This window comes from Cellulomonas xylanilytica (genome assembly GCF_007989805.1).
Lineage (GTDB): Bacteria > Actinomycetota > Actinomycetes > Actinomycetales > Cellulomonadaceae > Cellulomonas > Cellulomonas xylanilytica.
The window spans coordinates 96,680-115,972 of sequence record NZ_BJUB01000009.1 but is presented as its reverse complement, the minus strand read 5'-3'; the positions used below and the strand labels follow the sequence as shown (position 1 = coordinate 115,972).

Annotated in this window: 15 protein-coding genes; 8 read left to right on the top strand and 7 right to left on the bottom strand. The window is 73.6% G+C overall.

Annotated elements, in window-relative coordinates:
- Positions 1–2,319 carry an MMPL family transporter gene (locus CXY01_RS14730; protein WP_146928321.1) on the bottom strand — a complete coding sequence of 773 codons (2,319 nt, stop codon included), beginning with the start codon at positions 2,317–2,319 and terminating at the stop codon, positions 1–3.
- 71 nt (positions 2,320–2,390) lie between these two features.
- On the opposite strand from CXY01_RS14730, the gene CXY01_RS14725 reads away from it, so the two are divergent.
- Complete coding sequence (locus CXY01_RS14725) at positions 2,391–2,987, top strand: TetR/AcrR family transcriptional regulator (protein ID WP_186813415.1); 597 nt, start codon at positions 2,391–2,393, stop codon at positions 2,985–2,987.
- 303 nt (positions 2,988–3,290) lie between these two features.
- Here CXY01_RS14725 and CXY01_RS14720 read toward each other — a convergent pair whose 3' ends face one another.
- Positions 3,291–4,046 (bottom strand): SDR family oxidoreductase, encoded by a 756-nt coding sequence (locus CXY01_RS14720; protein WP_146928317.1) that lies wholly within the window; start codon positions 4,044–4,046, stop codon positions 3,291–3,293.
- Between the two features lie 126 nt (positions 4,047–4,172).
- Between CXY01_RS14720 and CXY01_RS14715 the strand changes: the two genes are divergently transcribed.
- The 4 genes from CXY01_RS14715 to CXY01_RS14700 all read left to right on the top strand — a co-directional run bounded on the left by CXY01_RS14715 (position 4,173) and on the right by CXY01_RS14700 (position 9,198).
- A complete protein-coding gene (locus CXY01_RS14715) occupies positions 4,173–4,964 on the top strand; it encodes an exodeoxyribonuclease III (RefSeq protein ID WP_146928315.1) in 792 nt (263 codons plus the stop codon).
- A 52-nt stretch (positions 4,965–5,016) separates the two neighbouring features.
- On the top strand, positions 5,017–6,219 hold the full coding sequence (locus CXY01_RS21405) for a DUF4190 domain-containing protein (protein WP_146928313.1): 1,203 nt from the start codon (positions 5,017–5,019) through the stop codon (positions 6,217–6,219).
- 38 nt (positions 6,220–6,257) lie between these two features.
- Positions 6,258–6,893, top strand: a complete 636-nt coding sequence (locus tag CXY01_RS14705; protein WP_246125382.1) for a DUF4190 domain-containing protein — start codon at positions 6,258–6,260, stop codon at positions 6,891–6,893.
- Between the two features lie 67 nt (positions 6,894–6,960).
- Positions 6,961–9,198, top strand: a complete 2,238-nt coding sequence (locus CXY01_RS14700; protein WP_146928311.1) for an aryl-beta-d-glycosidase — start codon at positions 6,961–6,963, stop codon at positions 9,196–9,198.
- On the opposite strand, the gene CXY01_RS14695 is transcribed toward CXY01_RS14700, so the two are convergent.
- Both CXY01_RS14695 and CXY01_RS14690 read right to left on the bottom strand, forming a co-directional pair.
- Positions 9,188–9,808, bottom strand: a complete 621-nt coding sequence (locus CXY01_RS14695) for a TetR/AcrR family transcriptional regulator (protein WP_146928309.1) — start codon at positions 9,806–9,808, stop codon at positions 9,188–9,190. The two genes, CXY01_RS14700 and CXY01_RS14695, sit on opposite strands and share 11 nt — an antisense overlap.
- Positions 9,809–9,827: 19 nt before the next feature.
- On the bottom strand, positions 9,828–10,868 hold the full coding sequence (locus tag CXY01_RS14690) for a Gfo/Idh/MocA family protein (protein WP_146928307.1): 1,041 nt from the start codon (positions 10,866–10,868) through the stop codon (positions 9,828–9,830).
- 40 nt (positions 10,869–10,908) lie between these two features.
- Between CXY01_RS14690 and CXY01_RS14685 the strand changes: the two genes are divergently transcribed.
- Positions 10,909–12,363, top strand: coding sequence for an outer membrane protein assembly factor BamB family protein (locus tag CXY01_RS14685; RefSeq protein WP_146928305.1), 1,455 nt, complete (start codon positions 10,909–10,911; stop codon positions 12,361–12,363).
- Positions 12,364–12,370: 7 nt separating this feature from the next.
- On the opposite strand, the gene clpB is transcribed toward CXY01_RS14685, so the two are convergent.
- On the bottom strand, positions 12,371–14,965 hold the full coding sequence (gene clpB, locus CXY01_RS14680; protein ID WP_146928303.1) for an ATP-dependent chaperone ClpB: 2,595 nt from the start codon (positions 14,963–14,965) through the stop codon (positions 12,371–12,373).
- Positions 14,966–15,073: 108 nt separating this feature from the next.
- Here clpB and CXY01_RS14675 point away from each other — a divergent pair, with 108 nt between their 5' ends.
- Entirely contained in the window at positions 15,074–16,015 is a 942-nt protein-coding gene (locus CXY01_RS14675; RefSeq protein WP_146928301.1) for an alpha/beta hydrolase, read from the top strand.
- Complete coding sequence (locus CXY01_RS14670) at positions 16,012–16,896, top strand: YhjD/YihY/BrkB family envelope integrity protein (protein WP_146928299.1); 885 nt, start codon at positions 16,012–16,014, stop codon at positions 16,894–16,896. The genes CXY01_RS14675 and CXY01_RS14670 overlap by 4 nt, the downstream gene beginning before the upstream one ends.
- On the opposite strand, the gene CXY01_RS14665 is transcribed toward CXY01_RS14670, so the two are convergent.
- The gene (locus CXY01_RS14665) at positions 16,886–18,193 is read right to left on the bottom strand and encodes an ion channel protein (RefSeq protein WP_146928297.1); all 1,308 of its coding nucleotides are present in this window, start codon (positions 18,191–18,193) and stop codon (positions 16,886–16,888) included. The two genes, CXY01_RS14670 and CXY01_RS14665, sit on opposite strands and share 11 nt — an antisense overlap.
- A gap of 62 nt (positions 18,194–18,255) precedes the next feature.
- A complete protein-coding gene (locus CXY01_RS14660; RefSeq protein WP_146928294.1) occupies positions 18,256–19,257 on the bottom strand; it encodes a cation diffusion facilitator family transporter in 1,002 nt (333 codons plus the stop codon).
- Between the last annotated feature and the right edge of the window lie 36 nt (positions 19,258–19,293).

Below are 19,293 nucleotides of genomic sequence, written 5' to 3'. Positions count from 1 at the left end.
TCAGCGCGGCCGGTCGGTCTCCGGCGCGGCGTGGACGCCGTGGCTGGCGTCGGGACCCACGTGGGCGTCGGCCGGCACCTCGTCGACCGGGGCGTCCGCGGCGTGCGAGCCGTGCGCGGCGGCGCGCTCCAGGGCCGCACCCTCGATGTCGACGTTCGGGATGATCCTGTCCAGCCAGCGCGGCAGCCACCAGGCCGACCTGCCCAGCAGCGTCATGGCCGCCGGGATCATCGTCATGCGCACGACGAGGGCGTCGAACACGATGCCGATGGCGAGCGCGAACGCGATCGGGCTGATCTGCGCGGAGCCGCTGAACACGAAGCTGGAGAACACCGAGATCATGATCAGCGCGGCGGCCAGCACCACGCGCGCGCCGTGGGCGAACCCGAGGCGGACGGCCGCGGTCGGGGCGGCGCCGTGCACGTGCTCCTCACGCATCCGGGAGACCAGGAACACCTGGTAGTCCATCGCGAGCCCGAACAGGACGCCGACCAGCAGGATGGGCAGGAAGCTCAGCAGCGGCCCGGCGGAGTCGACGTTGAAGATCCCCGACAGCCAGCCCCACTGGAACACCGCGGTCGTCGCGCCGAACGAGGCCGCGATGGTGAGCAGGAAGCCCAGCACCGCCGTGACGGGGACCAGCAGCGACCGGAACGCGACCATCAGCAGCAGGATCGCCAGACCCACCACGATGAGCAGGAAGACCGGGAACGCGTCGGCGAGCTTCTCCGTGATGTCGATGTTCGCGGCGGAGGCTCCGGTGACCCACAGCTCGGTGCCGGTCGAGGCCTCGAGGTCCGGCCGTGCGTCGCGGATGGCGTGCACCAGCTCGGCGGTCTCCTCCGAGTCGGGTGCACCCGTGGGGATGACGACGACGAGCGCCGCGTCGGCACCCTCCGCCGCGCCGGGCGCCGCGACCGGGGCCGCGTAGGCGACGTCGGGGAGCTGCGTGACCTCGGCGACGACGGCCTCCACGGCTCCGGGCAGCGCGCTGGGGTCCTCGGCGGCGTCGACGAGCACGACGAGCGGGCCGTTGAAGCCGGGGCCGAAGCCCTCGGCGAGCAGCTCGAAGGCCCGCCGGTCGCCCGAGCCCTCGGGCTCACGGCCGGCGTCGGGCAGGCCCAGGCGCAGGCTCAGCGCGGGGATCGCGATGGTGAGCAGCACCGCGGCGCTGACCAGGAGCGTGACGATCGGGTGCGTGGTGACCAGCAGGCCCCAGCGGTTGCGGCCCTCGCGGGAGTGCTCGGCCTGCTTCTGGGCGCGGCCGCGCGGACGCAGGCGCTCGCCGGCGAAGCCCATGATCGCGGGCAGCAGCGTGATGGCGACCAGCACGGCGATGACGACCGTCGCGGCGGCGGCCAGACCCATCGCCGCGAGGAACGGGATGCCGGTGATGGTGAGCGCGGCCAGCGCGATGACGACGGTGATGCCGGCGAACACCACCGCGCTGCCCGCGGTGCCGACCGCCCGCCCGGCGGACGTCTCCGGGTCCGTGCCGTCGGCCAGCTGCTGGCGGTGCCGGGACAGCAGGAACAGCGCGTAGTCGATGCCGACGGCGAGCCCCAGCATGAGCGCGAGGGTCAGGGTGGCCGACGAGATCGTGGTGACGGCCGACAGGGAGAGCACGCCCGCGACGCCGATGCCGACGCCCAGCAGCGCCGTGAGGATGGGCATGCCGGCGGCGAGCAGCGAGCCGAACGTCACGACGAGCACCACCAGTGCGACGACGAGGCCCAGCGCCTCGGCCGGCCCGGCCAGCTCCAGCGGTGCGGTGAACGGCCCGCCCGACAGCGCGACCTCGTAGCCGTCGGCCTCCAGGCTGTCGGCGGCGTCCTCCAGGACGTCGGTCGTCGCCGTGGGGACCTCCTCCATGCCGACCGTGAACTGCACGTCGACGTACATCACGCTGCCGTCGGGGGCCACGGCCTGGGTGGCGACGGGGTCGGACACGCCCGCGACGTCCTCAGCCTCGGCGACCGGTGCGATCGCCGTCATCACGTCCTGGATCCCGGTGCCCTCGAGGAACGACTCGCCCTCGGGCGCGGCGACGACCACGCGTGCGCTCGACGGCGCCTCGGCGTCCTGCGCCTGCGAGCTGCTGCTCGACCCGACCCCCGCGGCCTGGTCCCCCAGCCGCTCGGCGACGAGCGCCTGCGCCCGGTCGGACTCCGTTCCGGGGATCGAGAACGAGTTGGAGAGGTTGAGCCCCGAGGACACCGCGCCGAAGGCCGCGGCGGCGAGCACCAGCAGCCATGCGACGAGCACGATCCAGCGGTGGCGGTAGCTTCCCCGGCCCAGACGGTCCAGCACGCGTGCCATGTTCACTCCTTGGTCGACGGTGCAGGATACCCGACAGGTGTCGGTTACTCGTCGATGGCATCATGGGACGGATGACCATCCAGGACGGCCCCCGCATGGATCCCCGGGTGCTGCGCACCCGTCGACTGCTCCAGGATGCCCTGCTCTCGCTCGCCCGCGAACGCACGCTCGACGAGATCTCCGTCGCCGACGTCGCCGACCGGGCCACCGTGAACCGCAGCACCTTCTACCAGCACTACCCCGACACCGACACGCTGCTGGCCGACGCGCTCGACGCGCAGGCTTCGGTCGTCGGCGCCGACCTCTCCCAGATCCGCCCCGACACCGACACCACGACGCCCCCCGAGGTGCTGATCCGGTACGCCACGCACGTCGCCGAGAACGTCGGCCTGTACCGCAGCGCGCTCGGCGAGCACGGCTCCCCCGTCGCCGTCACCCGGCTGCGCAAGCGCATCGCCGCCCTGGCGCTCGAGGGCCTCGAGCTGCACGGCGCACCTCCCGCCCTGTCGAGCCTGCCGCTGCCGATCGCCGCGGCGGCGCTCGCCGGGTCGGTCATCGGCGTGCTCGTCGCGTGGTTGGAGCGGGACCCGCTGCCCCCGGCGCAGGACGCCGCGGCCTGGGCCTGGTCCGCGGTCAGCGGCTGGCCGACGGACACCGCCGAACCCTGACGTCCGCAGCACCACGAGCCGACTCCGCAACGTCCGCACATCCGAGCGCCCCGACGACCGGATGTGCGGACGCAAGCCTCGCCAGCGGCCGTGCGTCCGCAGATTCGCGCGTCAGGACGACCGGATGTGCGGACGTTGTCGGTGTCGAGGCCGCTGCGTCCGCACTCGTGCGGGTTCCAGCCCGCCGGAGTGCGGACGTCGCCGGTGTCCAGACAGCTGCGTCCGCACTCGTGCGGGTTCCAGCCCGCCGGAGTGCGGACGTTGCGGGTGTCGCGACGTCCAGCGCGGACATAGCGGTGGGCGTCAGGTGAAGTACGCGCCGCCGTTGACGTCGAGGACGGTGCCGGTGACGAAGGCCGCGCCGTCCGAGGCCAGGAAGAGGACCGCCTCGGCGATGTCGTCCGGTGCTCCCGCCCGGTTCAGCGCGGACGCGGCGACCGCGGCACGCTGCGCCGGCTCCGGCGTGTACGTGGCGTGCAGCGGGGTGCCGCCGACGAACCCGGGGGCGACCACGTTCACGGTGATCCGGCGCGGTCCCAGCTCCCGTGCGAGCGCGCGGGTGAACCCCTCGAGCGCCGCCTTGGCCGTGCTGTAGGCGACCATGCCCGTGCCCCCGCCGCTGCGGGCCGCCTGGGCGCCGATCGTGATGATGCGACCGCCGTCGGGCATCAGCGCGAGCGCGGCGCGGCTGGCGTAGAACGCCGACGACAGGTTGAGGTCCAGCACGCCGTGCCAGTGGGCGTCGTCCATCGCGGGGACGTTGCGCCGGTCGACCGGGCCGCCCGCGTTGTTGACGAGGATGTCGATCCCGCCACCGAGCGCGGCAGCGGCGTCGGCGACCGCCTTGTCGACGTCCCAGCTGCGGCGCAGGTCCACCTGGACGGAGGCCGCGACCTGGCCGGTCTCCTTGATGTCCGTGACGACGGCGGTGGCGTCGTGCGACAGGTGCGTCACCGCGACGTCGGCCCCGGCGCGGGCCAGCGCGAGCGCGACGGCGCGCCCGATGCCCGAGGCGCCGCCGGTGACGAGCGCGCGGCGGCCGGTGAGCGCGTGCTCCACCTGGGTGCCCTCCTGTTGGACTGTCGTCCTGCACGGTACGGGAGCGGTTCGCCCCGCTCAACACCCAGATGTCCGAATAGTCCGGTCGGCGTAAGGGGTGGGCGGCGCCGGGTAGCGTCCTGCCCCATGCGCCTGGCCACCTGGAACATCAACTCGATCCGTGCACGGGCGGACCGCGCCCTCGCCTTCCTGGAGCGGACGGGCGTCGACGTGCTGGCCCTGCAGGAGACCAAGTGCAAGGACGACCAGTTCCCGCGCGAGGGTTTCGAGGCCCTCGGCTACGAGGTGGCGACCACCGGGTTCAGCCCGTGGAACGGTGTCGCGATCATCTCGAAGGTGGGGATCGACGATGTCGAGGTCGGCTTCCCGGGCATGCCCACGTGGGGGGACCCGGCGGCCGCCGAGGCGAGGGCGCTCGGCGCGACGTGCGGCGGGGTGCGGGTGTGGAGCCTGTACGTGCCCAACGGCCGTGAGCTCGACGACCCGCACTATGCGTACAAGCTGGACTGGCTGGGCCGGCTGCGTGACGCGGCGCAGGGCTGGCTGGCGGCCGACGCCGGCGCGCAGGTGGCTCTCGTCGGCGACTGGAACATCGCCCCGCTGGACACCGACGTCTGGGACATCGCGAGGTTCGCCGGTCGCACGCACGTGAGCCCTGCCGAGCGGGACGCGTTCACGGCGATCGCCGACGCCGGGTACACCGAGGTCTCCCGCGTGCACCTCCCCGCCGAGCACACCTACACCTACTGGGACTACCAGCAGCTGCGGTTCCCCCGGAACGAGGGCATGCGCATCGACCTCACGTACGCGACGCCCGCCCTGGCCGCCCGGGTGACCGGTGTGACCATCGAGCGCAACGAGCGCAAGGGCAAGGCACCGTCCGACCACGTGCCGGTCGTGCTCGACATCGCTGGGTGATGTCCGTGGAAAGACCCGTCGTCTCGGGTGCGCCGTGGGCTAGCGTGCGCGCATGAGCAACGAGCCTGGGGGGCCGGCTCCGGTTCCCGACCCCTATGCCGTCCCCGACCCTGCCCAGACGGTGCCCCTCGCCCCCGGTGGGCACGAGCCTGTGGCACCCAGCGGGTACGAGGCGGTGCGGACGCCGGTCGGCGACACAGCGCCGACGGCTCCCTACGGCGTGCCGCCGACGGAGCCGGCACCGACGCCCTACGGCCAGCAGATCGGTGCCGGGGCTCCCCAGCACGGCGCGCCGCAGTACGGGCCGGAGCGGTTCGCGGCCCCGCAGTACGGGGCACCGCAGCCCGAGTACGGAGCACCGCAGTACGGAGCACCGCAGTACGGCGCACCGCAGTACGGAGCGCCCCAGTACGGCTCCCCCCAGTACGGGGCACCCGGGTACGAGCAGGCTCCGCCGCCCTACGGTGCGCAGCCGTACGGGTACGGCCAGCCCTACGGGCCGCAGCCCACCGAGGGCATGGCGATCGCGTCCTTCGTCACCAGCACCGCCGGTCTGCTGTTCTTCGGCGGGCTCCCGGGCGCGGTCGGGCTCGGGCTGGGCATCGCGGCGCTGCGACGCATCAGGGAGTCCGGCAAGGCGGGCCGCGGGTGGGCCATCGCCGGCATCGTCGTCGGCGCGGTCGGGATCCTCTCGATGCTCGCGATCGCCGCGTACATCGTGTTCGTCTTCTGGCTCATCGGCAGCTCGACGAGCTCGTCGGGCATCCTGGACGAGTTCCAGCAGGGGTTCGAGGAGGGCCTCGAGGAGGGCAGCGGCACGGACAGCGGCGCGACCGGCGAGGACCCGCTCGGCGAGCAGCTGCCCGACTTCGCGCTCCGCACGGACCTGGCGGCCGGCACGTGCCTGACCACGTACTCCTACCAGTACGACATGGCGGACACGGACCCCGTCGACTGCGCGCTGCCGCACGAGGCCGAGGTCGTCGCCGTCGTCACCATGACGGCCCCGGTGAGCCTCGACCCGACCGACGAGTACGACCCGGCGTTCAACGACGCGTGGGCGACGTGCGACGAGCTCACGGAGACCCTCGTCCCCGACTACTTCAGCAACGGCAACGTCGAGCTGTACTACCCCCACCCCGACACGTTCGCCGCCGGTGGGACGTCGGCCTACTGCGTCTACTACGGCGACGAGCCCGGGATGACCGGGTCGGCCGTCGCCGGCACGCTCGTGCTCGCGGGCGCAGGAGCGTAGTCCTGAGCCATCCCCGCGACCCGTACGGCTACCCGGAGGTGCACTACGCCCCCGGGTGGACCGAGCCGCGCGCGCGCCTCGAGCCGACGGCGGTGTGGTCGCTGGTCACGGGGGTGCTGGGCCTCGGTCCGGTGGCGCTGGGGCTGGCGGTCGTGGCGTTCCGCCGCATCGCGACGCGGCACACCCGCGGTCGTGGGCTGGCCATCGCCGGTGCCGTGCTCGGCACGCTCGGGACGATCGCCCTGGTGGTCGGGGTGACGGTCGCGGTGCTCACGGTGATGGCGAGCCGCCCGCTGCCGACGGACGTGCCCGCCCCGCGGGACGCCCGGGCGCAGCAGCTGGTCACGGGCAACTGCGTGCTGTCGCTGCCCGACGACGGCCCCGTGGACACGGTGCGGGTGGTGCCCTGCGCCGAGCCGCACGAGGCGCAGGTGGTCACCGAGTTCACGTTCGCGCCGGCCGCGGTCTGGCCGGGCCAGCAGGCTGCCGACGCGCGGGTGGCGCGGGCCTGCGTGCTCGACGCCGAGGAGATCGACGCCGGCGTGCGTACGGTGACCTGGTCGCCCACCGAGCGGTCGTGGGCGCGCGGCGACCGGGTGGGGCTGTGCCTGGCGGTCGTCGACGGGGGCGGGGTCACGGGGTCCTTCCTCGACCGGACCGCCGAGCTCCCCTGACCCTTACCGCGTGGTAGGTAATCGGCTAGGGTGGCCCCGACGCACCCCACCGAGGAGGTACCCGGCAATGTCGCAGGTCTTCGACGTCGAACGAGTCCTTGCAGAGCTCACCCTCGAGGAGAAGGCGTCCCTGACGTCCGGCTCCGACTTCTGGCACACGCAGGGTGTCGAGCGTGTGGGCGTGCCGGCGATCATGGTCGCGGACGGCCCGCACGGTCTGCGCAAGCAGGCCGAGGACGCCGACCACCTGGGCCTCGGGAACTCCGTGCCGGCCACGTGCTTCCCGACCGCCGCGGCGCTGGGCTCGTCGTGGGACGTCGACCTGCTGACCCGCGTCGGTGAGGCGCTCGGCCGCGAGACGCGCGCCAACGACGTCGCCGTCCTGCTCGGTCCGGGCGTCAACATCAAGCGCACCCCGTTGTGCGGCCGCAACTTCGAGTACGTCTCGGAGGACCCCGTGGTCGCCGGCGAGCTGGCCACCGCGATCGTGCGGGGCATCCAGAGCCAGGGCGTCGGCACGTCGCTCAAGCACTACGCGGCGAACAACCAGGAGTCGGACCGCATGCGGGTGTCCGCGCAGATCGACGAGCGGACGCTGCGCGAGATCTACCTGCCGGCGTTCGAGCGCGTCGTGACGAAGGCCCAGCCGTGGACCGTGATGTGCGCGTACAACAAGGTCAACGGCACCTACGCGTCCGAGCACCACGAGCTGCTCACCGCGATCCTGCGCGACGAGTGGGCCTTCGAGGGCCTCGTGGTGTCCGACTGGGGCGCCGTGCACGACCGCGTGCCCGCGCTGGCGGCCGGGCTCGACCTGCAGATGCCTGCCGCGGGACCGCGTCCCGACGAGGAGGTCGTGGCGGCCGTCCGCGACGGGTCCCTCGACGCGGGGGTGCTCGACGTGGCCGCTCGCCGGGTGCTCCAGCTCGTCGCCAAGGGCCTGCCGGCGGTCGGGTCGGACGACACGTTCGACGTCGACGCCCACCACGAGCTGGCCCGCGAGGCCGCCGCGGCGGGGTCCGTGCTGCTGAAGAACGAGGGCGGGCTGCTCCCCCTCGCCTCCACCGACGGGGTCGTCGTGGTCGGCGAGTTCGCCCGCACCCCGCGCTACCAGGGCGCGGGCTCGTCGCAGGTCAACCCGACGCGGCTCGACGCGCCGCTGGACGCGCTGCGGGCGGCCGGTGGCGAGCTCCCGTTCGCGGCCGGCTTCACCATCGCGGGCGGACCCGCCGGCGACGACGACGCCCTGCTCGCCGAGGCGGTGTCGGTCGCGCGCGGCGCCGGGACCGTCGTGGTGTTCCTCGGGCTGCCGGGGCCGGACGAGTCCGAGGGGTACGACCGGCCCCGCCTCGGCCTGCCGGACAACCAGGTCGCGCTGCTGCGGGCCGTCGCCGAGGTCAACCCCCGGGTGGTCGTCGTGCTCGCCAACGGCTCCGCGGTCAGCGTGACCGGCTGGCGCGACGCAGCCCCGGCCATCCTCGAGACGTGGCTCGGCGGCCAGGCGGGCGGGTCGGCGGTCGCGGACCTGCTGCTCGGCGTCCGCACCCCGTCGGGCAAGCTCACGGAGACCATCCCGCTCCGCATCGAGGACACCCCGGCGTTCGGCAACTTCCCCGGCGAGGCCGGCGTGGTCCGCTACGGCGAGGGCGTGCTGGTGGGGTACCGCTGGTACGACACGCGCGCGATGGACGTGGCCTACCCGTTCGGGCACGGCCTGTCGTACACGACGTTCGGGTACGACGGCGTCACCGCGTCGGCCGACGGCACCGATGTCAGCGTGCGGGTGACGGTGACCAACACGGGCCCGGTGGCCGGTGCCGAGGTGGTCCAGGTGTACGTGCGCGACCCCGAGGCGTCCGTCCTGCGTCCGGTCCGCGAGCTCAAGGCGTTCCGCAAGGTGGCGCTGGAGCCGGGCGAGTCGCAGGAGGTGTCGTTCACCCTGGGCGCCCGCGACCTGTCGTACTGGCACCCAGGCCTGCACCGCTGGGTGGTCGAGGGCGGCGAGTTCGTCGTCGAGGTGGGTGCGTCGTCCCGCGACCTGCGCGGGTCGGCGTCCCTGACGGTCGAGGGCGAGCCGCTGTGGGGCGACCTCACGCCGATGTCGACGATCGAGGAGTGGTTCGCCCACCCCGTCGGTGGACCGCTGCTGCAGGACGCCCTGGTGCCACCCGCCGACATGCCGCCGCTCGACGACACGATGCAGGCGATGATCCTGCAGATGCCGGCCAAGGTCATCGCGGACTTCGGCCTGTCCGGCTTCGACCGCGAGGTCCTGGACGCGCTGGTGGCGAAGGTCAGGGCCTGAGCAGCGTCGCGACGTGGGCGCGCAGGGCGGCCGCCATGTCCGGGCGGGCGTCGGGCGTGCCGGCCGACAGGAGCCACTGGATCTGCATGCCGTCCATGACTGCGACGGTCAGGCGCGACGCGGTCAGGGGGTCGAGGCCCGGGCGGAGCTCGCCGGCGTCGCGACGGCGCTCGAACTCGGCGCGCCCACCCTCGACCACGCGGCGGTACCGCTCCTGGAAGTACGCGTGCGCGGGGTGGTCCGGCGACGTCGCCTCGGCGGACAGCGTCGCGAAGAGCTCGACGATGCCCGGGCGCGAGGCGTTGCGCTCGATGACCCGGGCGAGCGCGTCGACGAAGTCGTACCCGGCGTCGAGGTCGGCCTCGAACGCGGCGTCGTCCACCTGGTCGCGACGCTCGAGGACGGCCGCGAGGAGCACTGCCTTGCTGGCGAAGTGGTGCAGGAGCCCGGGGTGGGAGATGCCCACGCGGGACGCCACCTCACGCAGCGAGGCGGTGCGGTACCCGACCTCGCCGAACAGCTGCATGGCGACGTCGAGGATCTCCTCGCGCGTGGCCCGACCCCTGGCGTAGCCACCTGACCGGGCGCCGGTGGGAGCCTGCGTCGTCATGGTCCCCAGGATGCCAGGCTCACTCGCCGGGGTAGACCACGCCGAGCTGGCGGCGGATCTCGTCGGCCGTCTCCAGGATGGTCACCGTCTCCTCCAGGGGCTGCCACGGCGACTCGGTGCGGCCCTCCGTCACGTACCGGGCGAGCGCCGCCGCCTGGAAGCACAGGCCGTCGTGGCCGTGGATGCGGTTGTCGTCCCAGGTGACCCGCTCGCCGTCGCGGACCAGGGTGACCGTGGTCGGCAGGTAGAAGTTCTCGCCCACCTCGACCCGTCCTGCCGACCCGGCGATCTCCGCGGTGTGCGGGGTCGCGGCGAGCATCGACGTGAACACCGACGCCTGCAGCCCGGAGCCGTACCCGACGAGCGCCGACACCTGCGCGTCGACACCCGTGGACGCCAGCTCGCCGGCCGCCTGGACGGTCGAGGGCCGGGCGCCGGAGGCGGCGAACGACGCGAAGGCCAGCGGGTAGACGCCCAGGTCGAGCAGGACCCCGCCCGCGAGCGCCGGGTCGAGGAGCCGGTGCGTGGGGTCGCGGTCCGCGCGCACGCCGTAGTCGGCGGTCACGCGGTGCACGTCCCCGAGGGCCCCGTCCTCGAGCAGCCGGCGGACGACGTCCGTGTGCGGCAGGTATCGCGTCCACATGGCCTCCATGAGCAGCACCCCGGCGGACCGGGCGGCGTCGACGAGCTCACGGGCCTCGGTCGCGTTGCGCGTGAAGGCCTTCTCGACGAGCACGTGCTTGCCCGCGGCGATGGCCAGCAGCGCCTGGTCGCGATGGTGGCTGTGCGGGCTGGCGACGACCACGACGTCGACGTCCGGGTCCTCGACGAGCTGCTGGTAGGAGCCGTACGCGCGGTCGATCCCGTGGGTGCCCGCGAACGCCTGCGCCCGCTCGAGCGACCTCGACCCCGCGGCGACGACCCGCTGGGAGGTGTGCGTGCGGACCGCGTGCACCCACCGTCCGGCGATGAAGCCGGGAGCGAGGACGCCCCAGCGCAGCGGCGGTGCGTCGCGGGGGTCGGTGACGCGGGACTCGGGCAGCGGAAGGTCGGTCGCCATGCGCACACCCTGCCAAAGGTGGCGGCGGTAGTGTCCCGACATGTCACGCCGCGACACGCTCGCGCAGGTCGAGCTCGTCGAGGACGACGAGCCGGTCCCGCCGGAGCGCGACCCCGCCCGCCGTCCGCGGAACCGCCGGTGGCTGCTGGCCGTCCCGGTCGTCGCCGCGCTGCTGGTCGGCGTGCAGCTGGTGACGGACGCCCGCGACCGTGCGGCCGACGCACGGGTCGCTGCGCTGCCGGGGGCCGTCGACCCTCTCGGGGAGGACCTGGAGGTCCGGTGGCGCGCGGACCAGGCCGCGGCACCGTCGATGTTCGGCCCGGTGCGGGACCAGATGCTGCACGGCCCCGTCACCGGGCCGGACGGCGCGCAGACGTACGACGCCGTCGACCTGCGCACCGGCGAGCTCGCCTGGTCGACGCCCTTGACCGGGCCGGACGGCAGGCTGGTGGAGCCGCGCACCTCACCCACGACCACGTGCGGCCCCTGGGGCGACCCGGGCACCGACCCCGAGCGCGTGGTGTGCCTCGTCACGGACGGCTACCAGCGCCATTCCGCGGAGGGCCTCGACGAGTCCGCGGCTCCCACCCGGTCGCGGCTGGTCGTGCTCGACGTCACCGACGGGAGCGTGCTGGCCGACCACCCCGGACCGCTCGCGACGTCGGTCGCGGTGCTCCCGGGCCTGGCGGCGACGGCGACCCTCGACGACGACCAGCACCTCGTCGTCGTCGCGAACGACCCGCTCACCGGCGAGGAGCTGTGGCGGTACCGCGGCACCGACCCGGCAGGCGGCCCGATGGAGGCGAACGTCACGTGGACGTCCGGCGTCGGCGGCATGGTGGTCCTGTCCGGTCTCCCCGGGGGCCCGGTGATGCTCTCGGCGTCCGGTGAGCGTGTCGAGACGGGGCCGGACGTGCGGAGCTGGGGCACCACGTCCCAGGGCTGGTTCCTCACGGAGCGCCCCGACCCGGACGGTGGCGCCCCGGTGCAACGCGTGTACCGCCCCGGCGCGGCGCCCCTGGAGGTTCTGGGCCGGCTCCTCGAGCGGCGGGTCGACGACGGGAGCGTGCCCGGGCTCGAGGTGTCGACGGGAGCCCGGACGTACGGCTGGGACGGGCGTACCGGGGACCAGCTGTGGGACGCGGACGTCGTCGCCACGCCCGGCTGGCACGACTCGGTGCTCGTCCTCGACGGGACGGTCTACCTGAGCGCGACCGGCGCGGTGGTCGCGCTGGACGCCCGGACGGGCGAGACCCGGTGGACAGCCCCCCGGCTCGAGGGTGCCTACTGGGGGGACCTGCTGACGGACGGCCCGCACCTGCTCCTGGTCGAGATGCCCCAGGATGCGGTCGGTACGGGCTTCGTGACGGCCCTGGACCGCCGGACCGGCACGTTCGTCCGCCGCATGAAGGTCCCCGCAGGCTTCCCCGCGGTCGTCGCGGTCGGCCGCTCGCTCGTGGCCACGAACGGGGAGCGTGTCGTCAGCCTCGGCTGACGGCGCGTCAGCGGCGGGCCGCCACCGCCAGCCCGTCCTCTCCACGGTCCACCACGACGGTGTCGCCGTCGTGGATCTGGCCCGCGAGGATCTGCCGCGCCAGCCGGTCGCCGATCTCGCGCTGCACCAGCCGCCGCAGCGGCCGCGCGCCGTAGGCGGGGTCGTACCCCTCCAGGGCCAGCCACTCGCGCGCGGCGGGTGAGACCTCGAGCGTGAGCCGGCGGTCCGTCAGACGGCGCGCCAGCGCGGCGACCTGCAGCTCCACGATGTGCCCGAGCTCGTCGAGCGTCAGCGGGTCGAAGATCACCACGTCGTCGAGCCGGTTGAGGAACTCCGGCTTGAACGACGAGCGCACCGCGGACATCACGGCGTCGCGCTTCTCCTCGGCGGACAGCAGCGGGTCCACGAGGAACTGCGAGCCCAGGTTCGACGTGAGCACCAGGATCACGTTGCGGAAGTCGACCGTGCGCCCCTGGCCGTCGGTCAGGCGACCGTCGTCGAGCACCTGCAGCAGCACGTCGAACACCTCGGGGTGCGCCTTCTCGACCTCGTCGAAGAGGACCACCGAGTACGGCCGGCGACGGACGGCCTCGGTGAGCTGACCGCCCTCCTCGTAGCCGACGTACCCGGGGGGCGCGCCGACGAGCCGGGCGACCGAGTGCTTCTCGGCGTACTCCGACATGTCGATCCGGACCATCGCGCGCTCGTCGTCGAACAGGAAGTCCGCGAGCGCCTTGGCCAGCTCGGTCTTGCCGACGCCGGTGGGGCCGAGGAACAGGAACGAGCCCGTGGGCCGGTCGGGGTCGGAGACGCCCGCGCGCGAGCGGCGGACCGCGTCGGACACGGACGCGACCGCGGGACGCTGGCCGATGAGCCGCTGGCCCAGCACCTCCTCCATGCGCAGGAGCTTGGCGGTCTCGCCCTCGAGCAGCCGGCCGGCGGGGATGCCGGTCCACTGCGCGACCACCTCGGCGACCTCGTCGGGACCGACCTTCTCGGCGATCATCGGCGGGCCGTCGGGCGCGGCGTCCACCGCCTGCTCGTCGGCCTCGGCCGCTGCGATCTGCTCCTGCAGCGCCGGCAGCTCGCCGTACTGGATGCGTGCGGCACCCGCGAGGTCACCCTCGCGCAGCAGCCGCTCGGCGTCGGAGCGCAGCGTGTCGAGCCGAGCCTTGAGGTCGCCGACGAGGTTGTGGCCGGCCTTCTCCTTCTCCCACCGCGCGGTCAGGGACGCGAGGTCCTCGCGGCGGTCGGCCAGGTCCTTGCGCAGCCGCTGCAGGCGCTCGGTCGAGGCGGGGTCGTCGGACTCCGACAGCACGACCTCCTCCATCTCGAGCCGCGTGACGGCACGCTGGAGCTCGTCGATCTCGATGGGCGACGAGTCCAGCTCCATGCGCAGGCGCGACGCCGCCTCGTCGACCAGGTCGATGGCCTTGTCGGGCAGCTGGCGGCCGGTGATGTAGCGGTCGGACAGGGCCGCGGCGGCGACCAGCGCGGAGTCGGCGATGGTCACCTTGTGGTGCGCCTCGTACCGCTCCTTGAGACCGCGCAGGATCGCCACGGTGTCCTCGACCGACGGCTCCCCCACGAACACCTGCTGGAACCGGCGCTCCAGGGCGGGGTCCTTCTCGACGCGCTCGCGGTACTCGTCGAGCGTCGTGGCACCGACCAGGCGCAGCTCGCCGCGGGCCAGCATGGGCTTGAGCATGTTGCCCGCGTCCATGGCACCCTCGCCGCCGGCACCCGCGCCGACGACCGTGTGCAGCTCGTCGATGAACGTGACGACCTCGCCGTTGGACCCGGTGATCTCCTGGAGCACGGCCTTGAGCCGCTCCTCGAACTCGCCCCGGTACTTCGCACCGGCCACCATCGCGGCCAGGTCGAGCGAGACCAGCTTCTTGCCGCGCAGCGACTCGGGGACGTCCCCGGCGACGATGCGCTGCGCGAGGCCCTCGACGACGGCCGTCTTGCCGACGCCGGGCTCACCGATGAGGACCGGGTTGTTCTTGGTGCGCCGGGACAGCACCTGCACCACGCGGCGGATCTCGGAGTCGCGGCCGATGACGGGGTCGAGCTTGCCGTCGCGGGCGCGCTGCGTGAGGTCGACGCCGTACTTCTCGAGCGCCTTGTACGTGCCCTCGGGGTTCGGGGTGGTGACGCGCGCGGACCCGCGGACGGCGGGCAGCGCGGCCGCGAGCGCGTCGCGGGACGCACCCTGGGCGCGCAGGGCGTCGGCGACCCCGGACTGGCCCGTCGCGAGCCCGAGCAGCAGGTGCTCGGTGGAGACGTAGTCGTCGCCCAGCGAGCGAGCCTCGGACGAGGCCGCCTCGAGCGCGGTCGACGTGGCCCGCGACGCGGACGGCTGGGCGACGGTGGACCCGCTGCTGGTGGGCAGGTTGACGAGCATGCCGCGGACGGCCCGGCCGAGCGCGGTGCGGTCGGCGCCGACGGCGTCGAGCAGCCCGTTGGCGACGCCGCCCTCCTGCTGGAGCAGGGCGTTGAGCAGGTGCGCAGGCTCGAGCTGCGGGTTGCCGGCGGCGGACGCCTGCTGGATGGCGTCGCCGAGGGCCTCCTGGGACCGGGTGGTGAACTTGGCGTCCACATGACCTCCTGAGTGATCGACTGCTCATCGCAACGACGGCCGAAGTTGAGTCTATTCCGCTCAACTCTCCCGACCACCCGGACGACGTCACCGTGCGACGATCACGCCATGACCGACGACGTCGACGTGCTCGGACCCGGATGGACCGCCCGCACCCTGCCCCTGCGACCCGACGGCGGCACACCGGACCCGGTTGCCACTCTGGTCCATCGGGAGGGGACGGACAGCCGACGCGCCCTCCTCTACGTGCACGGCTTCGTCGACTACTTCTTCCACACGCAGTTCGCCGACGCCCTCGGCGCGCACGGGTACGACGTCTACGCCCTCGACCTGCGCGACTACGGCCGGTCCATCCGCGACGGCCGGCCGCCCAACTACGTCACCGACCTGGGCAGGTTCGCGGAGGAGCTCGATGCCGCGATCCGCGTGATCCGTGCCGAGCACGACGAGGTCGTCCTGCTCGGCCACTCGATGGGCGGGCTCGTGACGTCGCTCTGGGCCGACGCACGGCGGGGCGAGCACCTCGTCGACGCGCTGGTGCTCAACGCCCCCTGGCTCGACCTGCGGGGGAACTGGTTCGAGCGCACGATCCTGACCGCGATGATCGACGGCATCGGCAGGGTCGCTCCCCGCGTCGTCGTCGGCAAGGTCGGGCCGCACTACGGGCGCGCCCTGCACGAGGGCACGGGCGGCGAGTGGGGGTACGACCTCGCCTGGAAGCCGCTCGACGGGTTCCCGGCCCGGGCGGGCTTCGCGCGCAGCATCCGCCGCGGCCACGCGCGGGTCGCGAAGGGGCTGGCCATCGACGTGCCGGTCCTGGTGCTGGCGTCCGACGCCTCCGGGCCCGACGACGCCTGGCACGACGGCCTGCTGACCACCGACTCGGTGCTCGACGTCGCCGACATCAAGCGGCTCGCCCCGAACCTCGGCCCGGACGTCACGTTCGTCGAGATCCCCGGCGGCGCCCACGACCTGGCGCTGTCCCCCGCACCGGCCCGCGACACCTACGTCGCGGAGATCCTCGCGTTCCTGGACGCCCGGCTGTCGTGACCACCACCGTCGAGCGCGCCCGGCTGCGCGCCCTGCGGGTCGCGGCGCGCTACCGCCGCACCCCGCTGGGCCGGCTGGTGCAGCGCACGGTCGACGGCTTCGTCGCCATCGAGCCCTTCGACCGCGCGATGACGCTCGCCGCGCAGGCGTTCGTCTCGATCGTGCCGGTGATGATCGTGATGGCGGCGCTGCGGCCCGCTGAGCCGGGCTTCGGCTCGTTCATGGCCGACTCCATGGGGCTGTCCGAGGCCACCCGCGAGACCGTCGCGGGCAGCGTGACGACGGACGTCACGGTGGGCAGCAGCGTCGGCGTGCTCGGGCTGCTGGTGGCGCTGCTGAGCGCCACGGCGTACTCGCGGGCCCTGGAGCGGATGTACGCGAAGGTGTGGCACGTCCCGCGGCCCGGGCTGCGCTCGGCGTGGCGGTGGCTGGCCACCGTGCTCGCGGTCATCGTGGCGGTCGGGCTGCTCGAGCTGATGCGGCAGGCCACCGAGGGGGTGCCGCTGCCGCAGGTGTGGGACTTCGTCCTGCGCCTGGTGGTCTGGACGGTCGTGTGGACGTACGTCCCGTGGGCGCTCCTGCGCGCCGAGATCCCGCTGCGCGCGCTCGCGTTCACCGGGGCCGTCACCGCGGTGCTCATGTGCGCGCTGAGCGTGGTCGGGATCGTCTACCTGCCGATCGTCCTGGAGGCGGGCGCCCGGCAGTACGGGGTGCTCGGCCTGGTGTTCGCCTACATCGGCTGGCTCTTCGCGTTCAGCTTCGCGCTGGTCCTGGCCACCGTGGTCGGACGGGCGTGCGCCGAGGACGAGGGCGCGCTGGGACGGCTGGTCCGCGGACGCCGCAACGACGATGCCACGGCACCGCGCATCGTCACGGCGTGACGCGAGGTGACTCCGGCGCGGGCACCGGGTCGGCGGGTGCCACGAGTGCCGGTCGGTTGGTCACGATCAGCCACGCCGCCAGCGTCGCCAGCACCACGGGGATCAGCAGCGTCACCTGCGGCACCACGGCGATCGCCATGAAGATGCTGAGCCAGCCGTTGCGCGTGGCTGCCACGACGATCCCGACCACCGCGGCCGAGACCGCGAGCGCGAGGGGCACCGCGTCCCAGGCCTGGTGGAGGGCGAACCCGAGCGCGACGCCGACGAAGAGCGCCGGGAAGATGCGGCCGCCACGGAACCCCGAGGTGGCGGCGACGAGCATCGCCAGCAGCTTGATGCCGGCCATCGCCAGGAACCCCAGCGCCGTGGTGGTCGCGGCGAGACCGGGAAGCTCCTGCATCTGGGTGAGGCCCTTGAACAGCGTGACCTCGCCGCCGAGCGCACCCAGCAGACCCAGCAGCAGACCGCCGGCGGTGAGCATGAGCACCGGGTGGCCGATCCGGCGGAAGAGCCGGTGCATCGGCACGAACAGGTAGACCGCGACCAGGCCGAGCAGTGCCGAGCCGACCGCGATCGCGATCGCCAGGCCGAGGTCGTCCAGCCCGCCGTAGGTGTAGGCGGGCACGTCGACGGCCAGGTCGAGGCTCTCCAGCTGCATCATCGTCAGCGACCCCGCGGTGGCCGCAACCAGCGGCGGGAACAGCCGGTCCCACAGCGGCACGCGGCGATCGCCGGGGTCCAGCTCCGAGAACAGCAGGGCCGCCGCGACGGGCGTCCCGAACATCGCGCCGATCGTCCCCGCGACGGCCATCATCAGCCAGATCGGCGCCTTGACCTTCGGCAGGAGCCGCATCCCGAGCCCCACCGCGAGACCCACGTTGATGCCGATGATCGGGTTCTCCGGGCCCAGGCTCACCCCGCCGGCGAGCATCAGGACGAGCGCCAGCGCCAGCCCGGGCAGCACGCGCAGCGGCAGCGGGTCCGCGACGAGCTCGAGGGTCGCCGGGTCCGGACCCGCATGACCGGGCGCGTACCGGACGACCAGCCCGATGAGCAGACCGGTCGCCGTGAGCACGCCGATGATCCAGAGAGCGGAGTCCGACGACAGCCCCACCGCGGCGCTCAGGTCGTCCCAGACCCAGTGCTCCAGCAGGCCGGCCAGCCGGCTCAGCCCGAGCAGGGTCAGGGCGCTCACGATGCCGACGACGATCGCCGGCACCGCGAGCCGCAGCAGGTTCATCACCGGAACCCGGAACGGCTCCTCCTCCGCCACGACCGGCGCGGTGTCCTGCGTCATCCGGGGTGCTCCTTCGTCGGCGGACCTGGCGTCGGTACGGTCGTGACCCCGGTCGTCGCCCGTCACGGGGCGGGCTCCAGGGCGGGGTCCTGCGGCTCGGACAGCGAGAGGGTCGCGCCGACGACGGCCGGCGTCCGTGCCAGCCGACGCTCGAGGGCGGCCAGCACGTGCGAGGCGTCGTCCTCGCGCAGGTTGCCGGCGAGGTCCACGGCACCGGTCAGGTAGACCTGCCGGGCGCCCACGAACTCCAGGCGCAGCTCGGTCACGCGCTCGATCTCCGGCAGCGCGAGCAGCGCGCGGACGGCCGCGTCGTTGATCCGCGGGTCCGCCACCTGGCCGACGAGGAACCGGCGGTTGCGGTCGATGAGCACGACCGCGACGACCGCGAGCAGCACGCCCACCAGGATCGACCCGATCGCGTCCGGGACCGGCGAGCCGGTCACCTCGTGCAAGCCGATCCCGAGGGCCGCGATGAGGATCCCGACCAGGGCAGCCGCATCCTCGAAGAACACCGCCCGCACGGTCGGGTCGCTCGTCTCCAGGATGTGGTCCAGCAGGTCCCGCTCCTGCGTCGCGGCGGCGCGCTTGGCCTGCCGCGACGCCTGCAGGAACGAGATCCCCTCCAGCACGAACGACACCCCCAGCACGACGTACGCGACGATGAAGTCGCCGGCCGGCTCCGGGTCCGTCAGCTCCGAGATCCCGTGCGTGATCGACACCCCGGCGCCCACCGCGAACAGGCCGATCGCCGCGAAGAGCGACCACACGTAGACCTCGCGGCCGAAGCCGAACGGGTGCTCCTTGTCCGCCGGCTTGGCGGCGCGGCGCTGGGCGATGATCAGGAAGATCTCGTTGCCGGCGTCCGCCCACGAGTGCGCGGCCTCCGCGAGCATCGACGCGGAGCCCGTGATGACGGCGGCCGCGGACTTGGCGACGGCGATGAGCAGGTTGGCGGCGAACGCGACGACGACGGTCAGGGCGCTCTCCGAGCCCGACTCACCCGAGGACGACCGTCCCGTGATGTCGACCGCGGACTCCGCGCCGCCGTCCGGTCCGTCCGCCATGTCACGTGAGTAGCACACGGGCCGGGTGATGTCTCC